15 protein-coding genes are annotated in these 17,995 nt (G+C 36.9%); 12 read left to right on the top strand and 3 right to left on the bottom strand.

Annotated features, from left to right (window positions below; genetic code table 11):
• A partial coding sequence (locus AB8E63_RS02780; protein WP_368909826.1) for an Ig-like domain-containing protein occupies nucleotides 1-1,325 on the bottom strand: 1,325 nt, incomplete at its 3' end.
• Between the two features lie 416 nt (nucleotides 1,326-1,741).
• On the opposite strand from AB8E63_RS02780, the gene AB8E63_RS02775 reads away from it, so the two are divergent.
• The 12 genes from AB8E63_RS02775 to AB8E63_RS02720 all read left to right on the top strand — a co-directional run bounded on the left by AB8E63_RS02775 (nucleotide 1,742) and on the right by AB8E63_RS02720 (nucleotide 14,018).
• Complete coding sequence (locus AB8E63_RS02775; protein ID WP_368909825.1) at nucleotides 1,742-2,434, top strand: YjjG family noncanonical pyrimidine nucleotidase; 693 nt, start codon at nucleotides 1,742-1,744, stop codon at nucleotides 2,432-2,434.
• 64 nt (nucleotides 2,435-2,498) lie between these two features.
• Nucleotides 2,499-3,254 carry a DUF4336 domain-containing protein gene (locus tag AB8E63_RS02770; RefSeq protein ID WP_368909829.1) on the top strand — a complete coding sequence of 252 codons (756 nt, stop codon included), beginning with the start codon at nucleotides 2,499-2,501 and terminating at the stop codon, nucleotides 3,252-3,254.
• Nucleotides 3,255-3,265: 11 nt separating this feature from the next.
• Nucleotides 3,266-3,919: a uracil-DNA glycosylase gene (locus AB8E63_RS02765; protein WP_368909824.1), complete on the top strand. Its 654-nt coding sequence runs from the start codon at nucleotides 3,266-3,268 to the stop codon at nucleotides 3,917-3,919.
• 9 nt (nucleotides 3,920-3,928) lie between these two features.
• Complete coding sequence (locus AB8E63_RS02760; RefSeq protein WP_368909823.1) at nucleotides 3,929-4,393, top strand: NUDIX domain-containing protein; 465 nt, start codon at nucleotides 3,929-3,931, stop codon at nucleotides 4,391-4,393.
• Nucleotides 4,394-4,405: 12 nt separating this feature from the next.
• On the top strand, nucleotides 4,406-5,674 hold the full coding sequence (locus tag AB8E63_RS02755) for a dihydroorotase (RefSeq protein WP_368909822.1): 1,269 nt from the start codon (nucleotides 4,406-4,408) through the stop codon (nucleotides 5,672-5,674).
• 43 nt (nucleotides 5,675-5,717) lie between these two features.
• Nucleotides 5,718-7,058, top strand: coding sequence for an MATE family efflux transporter (locus tag AB8E63_RS02750; protein WP_368909821.1), 1,341 nt, complete (start codon nucleotides 5,718-5,720; stop codon nucleotides 7,056-7,058).
• Nucleotides 7,059-7,239: 181 nt separating this feature from the next.
• Complete coding sequence (locus tag AB8E63_RS02745) at nucleotides 7,240-8,208, top strand: thiamine pyrophosphate-dependent dehydrogenase E1 component subunit alpha (protein WP_036757432.1); 969 nt, start codon at nucleotides 7,240-7,242, stop codon at nucleotides 8,206-8,208.
• Between the two features lie 16 nt (nucleotides 8,209-8,224).
• Nucleotides 8,225-9,217: an alpha-ketoacid dehydrogenase subunit beta gene (locus tag AB8E63_RS02740; RefSeq protein WP_006152177.1), complete on the top strand. Its 993-nt coding sequence runs from the start codon at nucleotides 8,225-8,227 to the stop codon at nucleotides 9,215-9,217.
• Nucleotides 9,218-9,433: 216 nt separating this feature from the next.
• A complete protein-coding gene (locus AB8E63_RS02735) occupies nucleotides 9,434-10,477 on the top strand; it encodes a dihydrolipoamide acetyltransferase (RefSeq protein WP_368909820.1) in 1,044 nt (347 codons plus the stop codon).
• A 39-nt stretch (nucleotides 10,478-10,516) separates the two neighbouring features.
• On the top strand, nucleotides 10,517-12,220 hold the full coding sequence (lpdA, locus tag AB8E63_RS02730) for a dihydrolipoyl dehydrogenase (RefSeq protein ID WP_006151487.1): 1,704 nt from the start codon (nucleotides 10,517-10,519) through the stop codon (nucleotides 12,218-12,220).
• A 58-nt stretch (nucleotides 12,221-12,278) separates the two neighbouring features.
• On the top strand, nucleotides 12,279-13,268 hold the full coding sequence (locus tag AB8E63_RS02725; RefSeq protein ID WP_368909819.1) for a lipoate--protein ligase: 990 nt from the start codon (nucleotides 12,279-12,281) through the stop codon (nucleotides 13,266-13,268).
• Nucleotides 13,269-13,376: 108 nt separating this feature from the next.
• Nucleotides 13,377-14,018, top strand: a complete 642-nt coding sequence (locus AB8E63_RS02720; protein ID WP_368909818.1) for a hypothetical protein — start codon at nucleotides 13,377-13,379, stop codon at nucleotides 14,016-14,018.
• A gap of 83 nt (nucleotides 14,019-14,101) precedes the next feature.
• Here the strand turns inward: AB8E63_RS02720 and xerS are convergent, their stop codons facing one another.
• Together xerS and AB8E63_RS02710 are read right to left on the bottom strand one after the other, a co-directional pair.
• Nucleotides 14,102-15,172, bottom strand: coding sequence for a tyrosine recombinase XerS (xerS, locus tag AB8E63_RS02715; RefSeq protein ID WP_368909817.1), 1,071 nt, complete (start codon nucleotides 15,170-15,172; stop codon nucleotides 14,102-14,104).
• 329 nt (nucleotides 15,173-15,501) lie between these two features.
• Nucleotides 15,502-17,991, bottom strand: a complete 2,490-nt coding sequence (locus AB8E63_RS02710) for a zinc-ribbon domain-containing protein (protein WP_368909816.1) — start codon at nucleotides 17,989-17,991, stop codon at nucleotides 15,502-15,504.
• Nucleotides 17,992-17,995: the final 4 nt, after the last annotated feature.

The raw sequence follows: 17,995 nt of genomic DNA, 5'->3' as shown, positions 1-17,995 counted from the left end.
GTTGTAGTAGTCGTTGTAGTTGTTGTGGTTGTTTCTTCCTTCGGATTCACAATCGTTTTTGTTACTGAATAATCAGCTCCAAAATCTTCAACGTTAACTTCAGTATCCGCTTCTTTGATGATATAACCTGATGGTGCTTCAACTTCAGTGATGGTGTATTTATCTTTTAACAGTTTGTTAACAGCAATATTACCATTATCATCTGATACAAACTCACCAATAACTTGATTATTAGCTTGACGAACTACTTTAAATTTAGCGCCCTTAAGTGGTTGATTCGCCTCATCGACTTTATGGATATTGATTGAGTAAACATAACCAACACCAGCACCACCAGGAATTTGAACGGCAGCAGCATTAATTACGTTCTTGTTTTCAATACCTAGGCCTTTAAGCGTTGCTTCATTTCTCAAGACTTCACGATCTACAGGGTCATAATTTAGACGAACTTTATAAGAAATACGATATTGGTCTTCTTCTGTAATGTCCCCTAATTCAATAACGAAAGATTGTCCATCTTCGCTAATTGTAATCTTGTGTTGGTCTGTTACATCAACACGGTTTGAGAATACCCATTCACCGGTATCGTAAGAGAATTTACCTTTAATAATTTTAATACTATCCTTTTCGTAAGAAGCATTGGTAAATTGCAAGTGATCCTCAAGTGTAACATTCTTAATATTTTGTTTTGTACGATTGACAGAAATTGTGTATTGGATCTCTCTTTGGTCTCCACTGTTAACCCAGCTAGTCTTTGTTAAAAGATAAGGATTTCCGTCTCCGATACCTTTAAATGTTATCTTTCCAGCAGGTTTTGTTTCCTTGTTTATCGTGATTTCAATTGGAATTTCTCCTTGTTGTGGGTGTTTTTTGAAATCGACACGAGCATAGAAGAAGAAAGATCCGTTTGTGTCAGAGTATTTTTCAACATAATCCGTATAAGTCAAAGAAATGGACTTGTTATCTGCACTCACTTTGGCATGTGCGATAATCTCATTTGTTTTGATATCCTTAATATCGAATGATTGTGAAGTAATCATCAAAGCGTCTGGTACAGATATAACGGTAGTATCCCCTGCTTTGACATTTTTATTTTTTAAATCAAAATTTGCAGTGATAAGGAATGTAGCCCATTGCTCTAAATCCCAATTTAAATCTCCACCTTCGTTATTCGTTACTTTAACATTTGTGATTGTATCCACAAATTTTCCAGATACTGAAACCTCAGTGGTTTCAGCAAATGTTTTATTCAAACTAAATACAAAGACAGTTGTCAATATGCAAATAATAAAAGAAAAGATTCCCAATTTCTTTTTGTTATTCATTATTATCCTTCCCTTTTGTTAGATTGGTATTCTTAAGATACAAAAAAATATTGTACTTTAAGTAATACTCCCTGAATCAATTATTTTATATAGGATGATTTTATAGACACCCTTATTGTTGCCCTCCTCCTAGTCTATTACTAAAACTATCCTATAGGTGAATTATATCACAATAAGGAGTGTAAGACAAATAATAATATAAAATAGTAAGATATTTCCGACAAATTTCTAAAAAAATAAAAAGATTGTTCATTTTTTACAAACTTTTTAAAAGATTTAACCTACACTGAGTTAAAAATTTAGTTAGGAAATGAACTAAGTTTCAGAAATAAGATGTTCAATATGATATACTTAGAGCTAAGGATTGTGAAGATATTTTAACAACCATTATTTAGAAACTTTAGGATATTATACTTATGACTTATAAATTTTTACTCTTCGACCTTGATCATACCTTGCTTGATTTTGATGCTGCCGAGGATGTGGCTTTAACGCAACTTCTAAAAGAAGAAGGTGTTGAGGATATTCAAGCCTATAAAGATTATTACGTTCCAATGAACAAGTCTCTCTGGAAGGATTTGGAAGAGAAAAAGATAACCAAACAAGAACTAGTCAACACACGTTTTTCTCGTTTATTTGCTCATTTTGAAATTGAAAAGGATGGCGTATACTTAGCTGAACGTTATCAGTTTTATTTAGCTCAACAGGGGCAGGTATTTTCTGGGGCCATGGAACTCTTAGATAGCCTTATTGATCGTGGTTATGAACTCTACGCTGCCACCAACGGGATAACTGCAATTCAGACAGGTCGCATGGTTCAATCAGGTCTTGCTCCCTATTTCAATCAAGTCTTTATCTCAGAGCAGTTGCAAACGCAAAAACCTGATGCACTATTCTATGAAAAAATCGGTCAGCAGATTGCTGGATTTAGTAAAGAAAAGACGCTGATGATTGGAGATTCTCTAACCGCCGATATCCAAGGTGGCAATAATGCAGGGATTGACACAATCTGGTACAATCCTCATCACCTGGAAAATCACACACAAGCCCAGCCAACTTACGAAGTTGACTCTTATCAGGCTCTGCTAGAATTCTTAGATAAACTGTAAAAAGTGGTTTCAATAGCCACTTTTTGCTATAATAGAGGCAGTATTAACGAAGGAGTAGTAAATGATGTCTAGGCCAGCTCTTTCTCTTTATGAACCATTGTATTTACTAAAGGAAGTTGATCAAAATATCTGGATAGTAGATGGTGATTTGATACAAATGGATATGAAGGTCTTCAAACTTCCTTTTCAGACACGTATGACGGTGATTAAGTTAAACGATGACAAACTTTGGATTCATTCTCCTATTGCTCCAAATGAGAAACTTTTTACTGAACTGGACGCTTTGGGCAAAGTCGCTTACCTGATTTCACCAAATAAAATTCACTACTCCTATATTGCAGATTGGAAACAAAGATATCCTTATGCACAAGCATGGTCTAGTCCAGGAGTTGAAGAGAGAGCGAAAAGTCAGAAAGTCAAGGTTGTATTTGATGCTCCCTTAACAGATAAGGCTCCTGACTTATGGTCTGATGAGATTGAACAACTCATTTTTAAGGGAAGTTCAGTCATTGAAGAGGTGGTATTTTTTCATAAATCAACTAAAACACTGATTGTGACAGACCTCATAGAGAATTTTGAACCGGAAAAGATAGCTAGTCCAATCAGCAGAAGATTCTATCGTTTAGCTCGTGTAACATCCCCTGATGGACAAACTCCTATCGATTATCGGATGACTTTCATAGGAAGACAAAGGGAAGCAAAAACTTCCTTTTCCCGTATGTTAAACTGGAAACCTGATAAGATCATACTTGCACATGGTTTATGCTTTTTTAAAAATGGTACGGATGAATTAAGACGTGCTTTTCGATGGATACGATAAAGGAGAAAGCTATGCAACACTCATCTTGGCACGCCTTGATTAAGGAGCAATTATCGGAAGGTTATTTTGGGAAAATTAATCACTTTATGGAGCAGGTCTATGCTCAAGGAACTGTTTATCCGGCCAAGGAAAAGGTTTTTCAGGCTCTTTTGACAACTCCTCTTGAAGAGGTCAAAGTGGTGATTCTTGGTCAGGATCCTTATCATGGTCCTGGTCAGGCTCAAGGTTTGAGTTTTTCTGTTCCAGATAATATCCCAGCACCTCCTTCTTTGCAAAATATTTTAAAAGAACTTGCTGATGATATTGGAGTTAAAGCATCCCATGATTTGACAGCTTGGGCGGAGCAGGGTGTTTTACTTCTCAATGCTTGTCTTACAGTTCCGGCAGGACAGGCCAACGGTCATGCTGGTCAAATATGGGAGCCTTTTACAGATGCTGTAATTAAGGTTGTTAATAATCTTGATAGACCTGTAGTCTTTCTCCTCTGGGGTGCTTATGCACGTAAGAAGAAGGCTTTAGTGACCAATCCTCTACATTTGATTATTGAATCAGCCCATCCAAGTCCTCTTTCTGTTTACAGAGGATTTTGGGGTTCCAAGCCTTTTTCTAAGGCCAATACATTCTTAACAGAGACAGGACAAGAGCCGATTGATTGGCTTAGATAAGGAGAAAATATGCCTCAGTTAGCGACGATTTGCTACATTGATAATGGAAAAGAACTGCTCATGCTTCATCGCAATAAAAAGCCTAATGATGTCCATGAAGGAAAATGGATCGGTGTAGGTGGAAAGTTAGAGCGTGGAGAAACTCCACAAGAATGTGCTGCCCGCGAGATTTTAGAAGAAACAGGATTGAAGGCTAAGCCGGTTCTTAAAGGTGTAATAACCTTTCCTGAGTTCACACCAGACTTAGACTGGTACACCTATGTGTTTAAGGTGACGGAGTTTGAGGGTGATTTAATTGACTGTAATGAAGGGACTTTAGAATGGGTTCCTTATGATGAGGTTTTAAGCAAACCAACCTGGGAAGGAGACCACACCTTCGTAGAGTGGCTTTTAGAAGATAAACCATTCTTTTCAGCAAAGTTTGTTTATGATGGTGATAAATTAATGGATACCCAAGTGGATTTCTACGAATAAAGGAGAAAGCAGATGCTACTAATTAAAAATGGTCGAGTAATGGATCCTAAGTCTGGTTTGGATCAAGTGTGTGATGTCTTGGTTGAAGACGGTAAAATTGTCAAAATTGCACCACAAATTAGTGAGAAAGATGCAGAGGTCATTGATGCAACTGGTCTTGTAGTTGCACCTGGCTTGGTGGATATCCATGTTCATTTCCGTGAACCTGGTCAAATTCATAAAGAAGACATTCATACAGGAGCACTAGCAGCTGCTGCAGGTGGATTTACAACTGTCGTTATGATGGCTAATACTAATCCAATCATCTCCGATGTTGAGACTTTGCAGGAAGTTCTTCAATCTGCGGCAAAGGAAAAAATTAATGTTAAGTCTGTAGCAACGATTACCAAGAACTTTAATGGTCAAGACTTAACTGATTTTAAAGCTCTTTTAGAAGCTGGAGCTGTAGGTTTTTCTGATGACGGCATTCCGCTTGAAAGCAGTAAAGTTGTCAAGGAAGCTATGGAAGAGGCTAAAAAACTCAACACCTTTATCAGCTTACACGAGGAAGATCCTGGCTTGAATGGAATTCTCGGTTTCAATGAAAACATTGCTAAAGAATACTTCCATATCTGTGGGGCAACAGGAGTTGCTGAGTATGCTATGATTGCACGTGATGTTATGATTGCCTATGCAACAAAAGCTCATGTTCATATTCAGCATTTATCTAAAGAAGAAAGTGTTAAAGTAGTAGAGTTTGCTCAAGGTTTGGGAGCAAACGTAACTGCAGAAGTAGCACCGCAACATTTCTCTAAGACTGAAGCGCTTCTCTTGACTAAGGGAAGTAATGCTAAGATGAATCCACCACTTCGCTTGGAGTCTGACCGTCGTGCAGTTATCGAAGGACTCAAGTCTGGTGTCATTTCCGTGATTGCGACTGATCACGCGCCTCACCATGCTGATGAAAAAAATGTCGAGGATATCACCAAAGCTCCTTCAGGCATGACAGGACTGGAAACTTCATTGTCGCTCGGTTTAACTTACTTAGTCGAAGCTGGTGAGCTAAGCTTGATGGAGTTGTTAGAAAAAATGACAGTAAACCCAGCCAAATTGTATCATTTTGAAGCAGGTTATTTGGCTGAAAATGGTCCAGCTGATATTACCATTTTTGATGATAAAGCTGACCGAATTGTAGACAACCATTTTGCTTCCAAAGCAGCTAATTCACCATTTATCGGTGAAACTTTAAAAGGGCAGGTAAAATACACTATTTGTAATGGACAGATTGTCTATAAATACTAGATGAAATACTGCTCTATAAAATTTAAATTTAGAGAGAGTCTGTATGTATCCAACCCATCATTTTAAAGACAAGTTCATTTTATTTCTTAAGATTTTCTTCCCTATTTTGGTTTATCAATTCGCAAATTATTCGGCTTCCTTTGTTGATACGACCATGACCGGCCAGTATAATACTATTGATTTAGCTGGTGTATCAATGGCTACTAGCTTGTGGAATCCTTTCTTTACTTTTTTAACAGGTATTGTTTCTGCCTTAGTCCCTATAGTTGGACATCATTTAGGACGTGGGAAAAAAGAAGAAGTGGCTTCTGATTTCTATCAGTTTCTTTATCTTTCGCTTGGCTTATCCATTTTTCTATTTGTTTTAGTTTTTCTGGTTGCTCCTCTAGTTCTAAATAATATGGGATTAGAAGCGGCGGTAGCAAATATAGCAGTTCGTTATCTATGGTTTTTAGCAATAGGGATTATTCCTCTCTTACTCTTTAGTGTTATCCGTTCATTACTGGATGCACTTGGATTGACAAGGTTGTCCATGTATTTGATGCTTTTATTACTCCCTCTAAATAGTGGTTTTAACTATTTATTGATTTATGGTGCCTTTGGTTTTCCTGAGTTGGGAGGAGCTGGGGCAGGCCTTGGGACCTCTATGGCTTATTGGGCCTTGTTGAGTATATCTATACTAGTCCTTCTTAAACAAGAAAAATTAAAAGAACTACACTTAGAAAACCGACTACCTTTAGACAGGAACAAAATAAAAGAAGCGATAAAACTGGGATTACCAATAGGTGGAACTGTATTTGCAGAAGTTGCTATTTTTTCAGCAGTGGGATTGATTATGGCAAAGTTTTCATCATTGATAATAGCTAGTCATCAATCTGCCATGAATTTTTCTTCTCTCATGTACGCTTTTCCTATGAGCATTTCAACAGCAATGGCTATTGTTGTTTCTTACGAAGTTGGTGCTAAACGTCTAGAGGATGCTAAGAAATACATAAAAATCGGACGACTATCAGCTATGGTATTCGCAATTTTAACACTTTCTTTTCTGTATATTTTTAGAGAAAATGTTGCCAGTCTCTATGGTCATGATCCAGAGTTCATTCAATTAACGGCTAGTTTTATGACCTATAGCTTATTTTTCCAACTAGCTGATACATTTGCGGCACCATTACAAGGTATTTTACGAGGCTACAAAGATACTGTCATCCCTTTCTACCTTGGTCTCCTTGGATACTGGGGAGTTGCTATACCTCTTGGTTTATTTCTAGATTATTCAACAAATCTCGATGCTTATTCATATTGGATAGGTCTTATCGTAAGTTTAGTTGTCAGCGGATTACTCTATCAGTGGCGTTTACAAGTTATTATGAAAAGATTCAAATAATTTGTTGAAAATATCCATGGAAATCAGTTTGTGAAATAGCCATTTTACGTAAAGAAAAGTCTTGATTTCATTGACTTTTCTTTTTTTAATTTGTGAAAAAATATCAAGCATAATCTTTGACTCTAGTTAACCTATAAGTTAGAATAGAACTATAAGAAATTAAACTTAGAAAGGCAAGATTATGTCAACTTTAGATAAAAATCTTTTGCTTGAGATGTTCCGTAAGATGGAAGAAATTCGTCGTATGGATTTAAAAATTGCTCAATTAGTAAAAAAAGGAAAAGTGCCAGGTATGACGCACTTTTCTGTTGGTGAGGAAGCTGCAAACGTTGGGGCTATGTTAGCTCTAAACGAAGACGACCTCATAACATCGAACCACCGTGGTCACGGACAAGCCATTGCTAAAGGAATCGACCTTAATGGTATGATGGCTGAAATCCTTGGTAAGTATACTGGAACTTGTAAAGGTAAAGGTGGATCAATGCACATCGCCGACCTTGATGCAGGGAACCTTGGTGCTAACGGTATCGTAGGTGGTGGTATGGGGATTGCAGTAGGTGCAGCCCTTACTCAACAAATGAAAAACACTGGTAAAATCGTTGTCTGCTTCTTTGGTGATGGAGCGACGAATGAAGGTGTATTCCACGAAGCTGTTAATATGGCTTCAATTTGGAATCTTCCAGTAATTTTCTACTGTATCAATAACGGTTATGGAATCTCTGCTGATATTAAGAAAATGACAAATGTCAAGCATATCCATGAGCGTAGTGCTGCTTACGGTATTCCTGGAATGTTTATCGAAGACGGTAACAATGTTATCGATGTCTACGAAGGATTTAAGAAAGCAGTTGACCATGTTCGTTCTGGTAAAGGTCCTGTCTTGATCGAAAGTGTAACTTACCGTTGGCTTGGTCACTCATCATCAGACCCTGGTAAATATCGTACACGTGAAGAAGTCGATGAGTGGAAAGAAAAAGATCCAATCGAAAACCTTCGCAAGTACCTTGTTGAAAATAAAATTGCTAGTGCAGAAGAACTTGAAGAAATTCAGGCTCAGGTCAAGGAAGCAGTGGAAGCATCTGTTAAGTTTGCAGAAGAAAGTCCATTCCCTCCACTAGAATCAGCTTTTGAAGATATTTACGCAGACTAAGGAGAAGTAGAGAAATATGGAAACAAAATTAATGTCTTTCCGCGATACCATTATCCTTGCAATGTCTGAGGAAATGCGTCGCGACGAAAATGTACTCTTGATGGGTGAAGATGTCGGTGTCTTTGGTGGAGACTTTGGTACATCTGTAGGTATGCTTGAAGAATTTGGGCCAGAACGTGTTCGTGACTGTCCGATTTCCGAAGCAGCTATTTCTGGAGCAGCTGCTGGTGCAGCTATGACTGGGCTTCGTCCAATCGTCGACATGACTTTCATGGACTTTTCTGTTATTGCCATGGATAATATCGTCAACCAAGCAGCTAAAACTCGTTACATGTTTGGTGGTAAAGGTCAAGTACCAATTACAATCCGCTGTGCCGCTGGTAACGGAGTAGGTTCTGCAGCACAACACTCACAATCATTGGAATCATGGTTCACTCATATCCCAGGATTGAAGGTTGTAGCTCCAGGTACACCAGCTGATATGAAGGGACTTCTTAAGTCTTCTATCCGTGACAATAATCCTGTTATCATTCTTGAATACAAATCAGAATTTAACCAAAAAGGTGAAGTACCAGTAGATCCTGACTATACAATTCCGCTTGGTGTTGGTGAAATTAAACGCGAAGGAACTGATGTAACGGTAGTAACATACGGTAAAATGCTTCGTCGTGTCATGCAAGCAGCTGAAGAATTGGCTGAAGAAGGCATCTCAGTAGAAGTAGTAGACCCACGTACTTTGGTTCCACTTGATAAAGACATCATTATTAATTCAGTTAAGAAGACTGGAAAAGTAGTTCTTGTAAACGATGCCCACAAGACAAGTGGTTTTATCGGTGAAATCTCAGCTATTATTTCAGAATCAGAAGCGTTCGATTATTTAGATGCACCTATTCGCCGTTGTGCAGGTGAGGATGTACCAATGCCTTATGCACAAAATCTTGAAAATGCAATGATTCCAACGGTTGAAAGCATCAAAGATGCAATCCGTAAAACTCACAACAAACAATAATACATAAAATAAATTATGTAATCAAATTAATCAGACGAGAAGCTTAGTATCTAATAGATGCAAAGTTCTCTACGTACTTGATATCTTAGATTAGAGCACGGGCTAAAAGCTCGGAAAAAAGATAAATCTCCTTGACTTCATCGAAGTCTGCGTCGATTTCCTATTTTTCGGTCGCTTTTAAACGCCCTTTGCATCATAAATAGAATAGGAGAGGTCATGGCTGATGATAAGCTAAGAGCGACTCCTGCGGCTAGAAAATTAGCGGATGATTTAGGGATAAATCTCTACGACATTTCTGGCTCAGGCGCAAACGGTCGTGTCCACAAAGAAGACGTGGAAACATATAAAGACACTAATGTGGTTCGCATTTCACCACTTGCAAAACGAATTGCCCTTGAACATAACATTGCATGGCAGGAAATTCAAGGAACTGGTCATCGTGGCAAGATTATGAAGAAGGATGTTTTAGCTTTCCTTCCGGAAAACATTGAAAACGATACGATTAAGTCACCTTCTCAGATTGAAAAAGTGGAAGAAGTTCCAGATAACGTAACTCCTTATGGGGAAATCGAGCGTATTCCAATGACACCAATGCGTAAGGTTATTGCTCAACGTATGGTTGAATCATACTTGACTGCACCAACCTTCACGCTTAACTATGATGTCGATATGTCTGAAATGCTTGCACTTCGTAAGAAAGTCCTTGATCCAATCATGGAAGCAACTGGTAAGAAAATTACTGTTACAGACTTGCTTTCACTTGCGGTTGTTAAGACTCTTATGAAACACCCATACATCAATGCGTCATTAACTGAAGATGGTAAGACAATTATCACTCACAACTATGTCAACCTTGCGATGGCGGTTGGTATGGATAATGGATTGATGACACCAGTTGTCTACAATGCTGAAAAGATGACCTTGTCTGAATTGGTTGTTGCATTTAAAGATGTCATCGGACGTACTTTGGATGGTAAACTAGCTCCTAGCGAATTGCAAAATTCAACCTTCACCATCAGTAACTTGGGAATGTTTGGTGTTCAATCATTTGGTCCTATCATCAACCAACCGAACTCAGCAATCCTTGGGGTTAGCTCAACAATTGAGAAACCTGTTGTAGTAAATGGTGAAATCGTGATTCGTCCAATTATGAGTCTTGGTTTAACAATTGACCACCGTGTCGTAGATGGTATGGCTGGTGCTAAGTTTATGAAAGACTTGAAAGCTTTAATTGAAAACCCAATCTCAATGTTGGTTTAGAGAATTTATTTTTAGAAATATAGATAAAGGAAGTAAGATATGGCCTTAGAAGTAATTATGCCAAAAGCCGGCGTGGATATGACAGAAGGACAAATCGTCCAATGGAATAAAAAAGTCGGAGAATTTGTAAAAGAAGGAGAAATCCTTTTGGAAATCATGACTGACAAAGTCAGCATGGAATTGGAAGCAGAAGAAGACGGTTACTTGATCGCTATCCTGAAAGGGGACGGCGAGACTGTTCCTGTTACTGAAGTTATCGGTTATCTTGGTGAAGAAGGGGAAAATATCCCAACAGCTGGAGCAGCTGCACCAGAAGCTAGCCCAGCACCTGCAGCAAGTGCTTCGAATGATGATGGTAAGAGCGATGATGCTTATGATATCGTTGTTATTGGTGGTGGACCTGCTGGTTATGTTTCTGCCATTAAAGCAGCTCAATTAGGTGGTAAGGTTGCTCTTGTTGAGAAATCTGAACTTGGTGGAACATGTTTGAACCGCGGATGTATCCCAACTAAAACTTACCTTCACAACGCTGAAATTATCGAGAATATCGGTCACGCTGCAAATCGTGGTATCGTGATTGAAAATCCTAACTTCACTGTTGATATGGAAAAACTTTTAGAAACTAAATCTAAAGTTGTTAATACTCTTGTTGGTGGTGTTGCGGGTCTTCTTCGCAGCTACGGAGTGGATGTTCACAAGGGTATCGGTACCATTACGAAAGATAAGAATGTCTTGGTTAATGGTTCTGAATTGCTTGAAACGAAGAAGATCATCCTTGCTGGTGGTTCAAAAGTAAGCAAGATTAACGTTCCTGGCATGGAATCATCACTTGTGATGACTAGTGATGACATCCTTGAAATGAATGAAGTACCAGAAAGCCTTGTGATTATTGGTGGTGGAGTTGTCGGTATCGAGCTTGGGCAAGCCTTCATGACATTTGGTTCAAAAGTTACTGTTATCGAAATGATGGATCGCATTGTCCCAGCAATGGATGCGGAAGTATCTAAGAACCTTCGCTTGATTCTTGAACGCAAAGGTATGACTATCTTAACAGGTACTAAACTTCAAGAAATTATTGAAGAAGATGGCAAACTTCGTATCAAAGTTGAAGGAAAAGATGATATCATCGCAAATAAAGCCCTTCTTTCAATCGGCCGTGTTCCAGACCTTGAAGGTATCGGAGAAGTTGAGTTTGAGTTAGACCGTGGTCGTATCAAGGTTAATGAATACATGGAAACTTCTGTTCCAGGTATCTATGCACCAGGTGATATCAACGGTACTAAAATGTTGGCACATGCTGCCTTCCGTATGGGTGAAGTTGCTGCTGAAAATGCCCTTAAAGGAAATCACCATGTTGCTAAATTGAACTTGACTCCTGCAGCTATTTACACACTTCCAGAAGTAGCAGCAGTTGGTTTGACTGAAGAACAAGCTCGTGAAAAATATGATGTCCAAATCGGTAAATTCAACTTTGCTGCAAACGGACGTGCAATTGCATCTGATGCAGCTCAAGGATTTGTTAAAGTCATTGCAGACAAGAAATATGGTGAAATCCTTGGAGTCCATATCATTGGTCCTGCTGCTGCAGAGTTGATCAATGAAGCGTCAAGTATCATCGAAATGGAAATCACTGTTGAAGAAATGCTTAAGACAATCCACGGTCACCCAACATACTCTGAAGTTATGTACGAAGCATTTGCTGATGTTCTTGGAATGGCCATCCATTCACCTAAGAAAAAATAAAAATAGATAGACTAGACTGGAATTATTTTCCAGTCTCTATCGTATTAGAAGGTATCTTATGAAATACATTATCAATCATTCAAACGACACTGCCTTTAATATTGCTTTAGAGGAGTACGCTTTTAAGCATCTTCTTGATGAAGATCAAATCTTCCTTCTTTGGATCAACAAACCATCTATCATTGTAGGTCGTCATCAAAATACCATCGAGGAAATTAACCGTGACTATGTTCGTGAAAATGGAATTGAAGTAGTCCGTCGAATCAGTGGTGGTGGAGCTGTTTACCATGATTTGAACAACCTAAACTATACAATCATTTCAAAAGAAGATGAAAACAAGGCCTTTGACTTCAAGAGCTTCTCTACTCCGGTTATCAATACCTTAGCTCAACTTGGTGTTAAAGCTGAATTTACAGGCCGTAACGACTTGGAAATCGACGGTAAGAAATTCTGTGGAAATGCACAAGCCTATATCAATGGCCGTATCATGCACCATGGTTGTCTTCTCTTTGATGTGGATTTGTCAGTCCTAGCTAACGCACTTAAAGTGTCTAAAGATAAGTTTGAATCAAAAGGGGTTAAATCAGTCCGTGCTCGAGTAACTAATATTATTGATGAGTTGCCAGAAAAGATCACTGTTGAAGAATTCCGTGATTTACTCTTGGAATACATGAAAAAAGAATACCCTGAGATGACTGAGTATGTATTCTCAGATGAAGAATTGGCTGAAATCAATCGTATCAAAGATACTAAGTTTGGAACTTGGGATTGGAACTATGGTAAATCACCAGAGTATAACGTCCGTCGTGGAACTAAATTCCCAAGCGGTAAGGTTGAAATCTTTGCTAATGTTATTGAGTCAAAAATTCAAGACATCAAGATTTACGGTGACTTCTTTGGTATCGAAGACGTAGCAGCAGTAGAAGATGTCCTTCGTGGTGTCAAATACGAACGTGAAGATGTCCTCAAAGCCCTTCAAACCATTAACCTAGGTCGTTACTTTGCAGGAATTACTGCAGAAGAAATTGCTGAGGCTGTTGTGGAATAAAATCAAAAGAGATCCATGTAATATGGATTTCTTTTTGTTTAAACTTGATATTCAAAAATAATGAGAGTAGAATAAAGGGAAATCTGAACAAAAAGGGGATCATATTCGATGATGAAAATTCCAATGGAAAAACTTGGTCTATTTGAACAGTTAGATCGTATAGTAGTGGCTTTTTTTAGTAAGCAACAACCTTCAAGTCCATATGATTTGAATATCAGTATTACACAAGAACACCTTGACCAGAAAAAGCAAGAGCTAGAACCATTAGGCTACCAAGCTGTCCAACTACCATTAGGAATGGCCTTAGATAATATCATTCAGCAACCTCATTATAAAAACTTAATCATTGGTGGGCTTGCTCCCGACGAAATTATAGTCAGCAAAGAAGAATTAATGCCTTTAAAAGATACTGTGGACAGTTTTTGTATTATGTACGCTGCAGCGAATAACAGACTGGAAAATAGTAAGGCTTATGAATTAATGAAAGATAAGACTGTTTATTTTATTGGTAAACTATTTACAGATATTCCAAAAGCCGGTGATGAAATTGCTTATTTAGGAATTGATCGAATAGCGAGCGATGGTACACCATATGAAGCAGTTAAATGCTTTCTAACGGAAGAGAGTGCAGAGAAGTTCAATGATGAAAAAAGACCTGTCACCCCTGCAAACTTGGCCTATCTAAAATCATTCTGGGAAAAACCAGTAATTATTGAGCCACACCGTAATTATTGGATCGAATTTTTATAGAAAGAATAAAAGAGCGAAAGATTCGATAAAAAATCTACGCTCTTTTTTTACACTAAAACATTACATAATTTATATTATGTATTTTATAAACTATCCAAGGCATTTTTCTGTTCGTCATTAACGATATGCGTATACAAGTCCGTTACTTGTGTGCTAGCATGTCCTAGCTGGTGACTGACCAAAACTTGGGATTTGGTTGCATCATAGAGACGGGTTGCAAGAGTATGGCGCAGTTTGTGGGGAGTTACGCGGACTTTAAAGTCTTCTGAATACTTGGCCACCATCTTTTCAACACTAGAAGCATCAATCCGGTTTGGAACACCTCGATACAAGGTTAAGAAGAGGGCTGTATCAGTCTTTTCAGACTTATAACGTTTGTCTCGAATAGCAAGATATTGCTCTAAATAGGGTTTAGCAAAGGCAGCCACATTGACTGAGTCTCTTTTCCCACCTTTTCGAGTAACATCAATCACCATCATTTTAAGGTTAAGATCTCGAAGATCTAGGTTAACTGCCTCAGAGAGACGGACACCAGAGGCAAGAAGGAGTGCAATAATGGCTAAATCTCGCTCCTTATTCTTGTTAAAGGACGATAAGGCTCGATTTGAGAGAGTTTTAGGGTATTCCTCATCTATATAATTCAAAAATCCCTCTGTTTCATCACCTAAAAAGAGCTTTTGCTTGATATTTTCAGCTCGGGCCGCCAAGGTTTCTTTCTTTTTCTTGGTAGCAACCTTCTTCATAACATTGCGATAGAAATAAGGTTCACCTTGTTCATTTTCAACCTCCTCAGTCAAATACTTATAAAGGCTAGAAAGTGCCGAAAGGGTACGGTTAATGGTTGTTTGAGAAACTCCGTTTTTCGTCGTATTGGCATTGAGCAGAGGACGTTCACGTAAGTAAAGGATAAAGGATTCCATGTCTTTCTTGGTCATGTGCTCCAGAACGTCTAAGGGAATATTAGGCATGGTGTCAGCATCCGATATACCAGATTCCAAAACCCAGGTGAAAAATCGATCGTATTCCTTTAAGTATTCGTATAAGGTCGTAAAACTATATGGAACAGCCAGTTTTGATTGGTAATATTCTAAGACGTACCAGGGCATGACTTGTTTGAGTTTATCAATCCGTTCTAATAAGATCTCGCGTTTCATGTTTTTCTCCAAATCTTTCTATACTAGTAGTATAGCATAGCTAGATATATTTTTCAAGAAAATTATAGTTTTTCGGAAAGATATTATAGGGGAGATTTAGGAATGTTCAAATAAGCTATACAATTAAACCAATAACCAAAAATTTTTTTAGAGCTAATTATTCTCAATTATGTACTTTATTTAAGTGAAAACTGGAAATTTTAAAAGCCATTCATCTACTGTAAAATGTACTTTATTTAAGTGAAAACTAAAAATTTTTCAAATGTACATTTTGATATTAAAAAAACACTTTAATATCAATTTAATGATTTAGAGTGTTTTTAGATTGTTTAATTTATTTTAGCAAACTGAACGAAATGCTCTTGTTTTCTTCTTAAACCTTTACAGATTTTACAGGTTATTAAGCTACGTTTTTCATATTTAATTTTTTCATTGATTTTAAACTTATACCGATGATTTGGATTATCTTTACAAATCCACCATACAATTTTATTACTTTTCTCATCAATTTCTGTTGGCTTTGCTAAAAGAATATTATTCAGATAATCCCATTCGTTTAATAAATACTCATGTGTTGTTGCAAGATCGTTTAAACCTTTTAATACTTTATTGTTTCGACAATATGGACAACAAGATATATTCATTAGAATTTTTTTCTTAACTGATTGCCGATATTCTTTGCTACATTCAGCACATTTCCACCATGCTCTATAATTTGAATTACACATTATAGAACTAGAGTCCCTGTCATTTAAAGTTGACCATTCCTTAATCAACCACGGGTGTGTGGTCGCAAGGTCGTTAAAGCCTTTTAATACTTTTGTTTTTCGACAGTAAGGACAAGATGTTTTACTAATTAACTTAGAACTAACAACCTGCTGGTATGTATTTGAACACACAGAACATTTCCACCATGCTTTATAGCTTGATTTGTTGGTTAAACAACTTAATTGTCGGTCATTCAAATTTGACCACTCTTTTATTAAGTGAGGATGAGTTGTCGCAAGGTCATTGATTCCCTTTATTAATATTCTATTGGAACAATAAGGGCAACATTTATCGTCTTCAGCTCTATTAGAGATCTTTGCCTTAAAGTTTCTGTGGCATTTTCTACATATCCATTCAATTATATCGTTTGAATTAGAGAAAATGTTATAAATGTCTCCATTAATATTTTCTAGCCATTCCGATTTTAAAAATGGCTTTTTGTAACCCAATGATTCTTCAGGTTTAGGTATTTTTTTATTACAGTAAGGGCAAATTTTCTTGAGTTTTCTATTATTATTCGAAAATTTATCTAGAACAATACTTAGTTTTTCATTAAACTCTAAATTACAACAGTCGCACAACCATATATATTTTTTATTTTTAGCTTCTGATAGAGTTATTTCATCAAATTTTTGGATATTTTTGCTGCTCCAATAACTAGATAGTTCAGGGTGAATGTCAGCTAGTGTATTATATCCCTTTAATGGCTGTTCATCATTACAATATGGACAGCTATCTATTACTTCTCTTCTTATTGGGATTGAACAGAGGTATTCGCCTTGACAAATAGAGCAGTTCCACCAATATTTTTTTGTTTCAATATGACTTAGTGCTAAGTGAACAGGGATATTATTTTTTTTACTCCATTCTTTCCGTAACCTTGGCGAATTATGGAAAATATCATTATTAAAAACCAGTGTATTCCAATCACAGTTGTTAGGACACGTTTCAAAGTTACTATTCTCTAAGTTGGTTCTAGAGATCATTTCGGCAGGACTGCATTGAAACTGAATATTACAACAAGGACATTTCCAATTCAAAACATCAAATGATTTATGCCAATAATTAGAAAATAATCGTTTATTATTAATCCAAAATTTTTCAAGATATGGGTGGGTTTCTTTCAAGGTGTTAAAGCCTTTTAACATTTGTTTATCACTGCAATATGGACAACCTTCTTGATGTCTTTTAACAACTGAGCATTCATATTCCCCATTACATTCTGTACATTTCCAAGTTGCTACTATATTAGACAAACAGTCAATCATATTTTTTTTAATATGATTTCTAACCAATTGCTCAAGAAGATGCTTATCTGTGTAAACAAGAGGCGGAGTTGCGTTCGCTTTTATAGCTGTGTCAAAAGTTGCTTCACATTTAGTGCAATAAAATCCATTCCTCTTAATTCTTGAAATCAACTTATCTATTGATAAATCAAAAAAACAATCGCACTTATCACATTTCCATTTTCTGGGAATTGTAACATTATCACTGAGAGTTAATTTTTCAAATTCCAACTTGTTATAATCGCCTGAAAGATATATTTTCCCAAGATTAGGGTATGCTTTATAGAAAAGTACATTATATTTATATTCGTTACAGCCTACATGAAAAACTTTTTTGTTTAATTTTGTTGTTAATAATCTAGAAGTATTGGCTACATCTTTCCAACCAACATGACAGGTAGGACATTTAAAATGAAATAATCTCTTTGAAGTAAAGGTTAAATTTTCAATTTCGTTTTGAATTGTTTCTATATTTTCATAATGAAAGTTTATGTACTCAAGAAGGTTAGGAAACCTATCAGATATAGAGTTTTGTCCTTTTATAAGCACTTCTCCGAGGTCACATACAGGACAGATTTTCGTATGATTTAGAATTTGCTTGTAAGATGTTGAAACACTTGCTTTCCATTCATAGGAACAGTTAGGACATTTCCAGTTAACGTGTTTTTTACTAGTAATAGGGAGTTTTTCTATATCTAATTTAATATTGCTATCAAAATTCCAATATTTCAATAAAGCTGGAAAATCAGTGATGAAGTCTGACATTTTT

The organism is Streptococcus sp. oral taxon 061, from assembly GCF_964211575.1.
Taxonomy (GTDB): domain Bacteria; phylum Bacillota; class Bacilli; order Lactobacillales; family Streptococcaceae; genus Streptococcus.
This window is presented reverse-complemented; position numbering and strand designations above follow the sequence as displayed.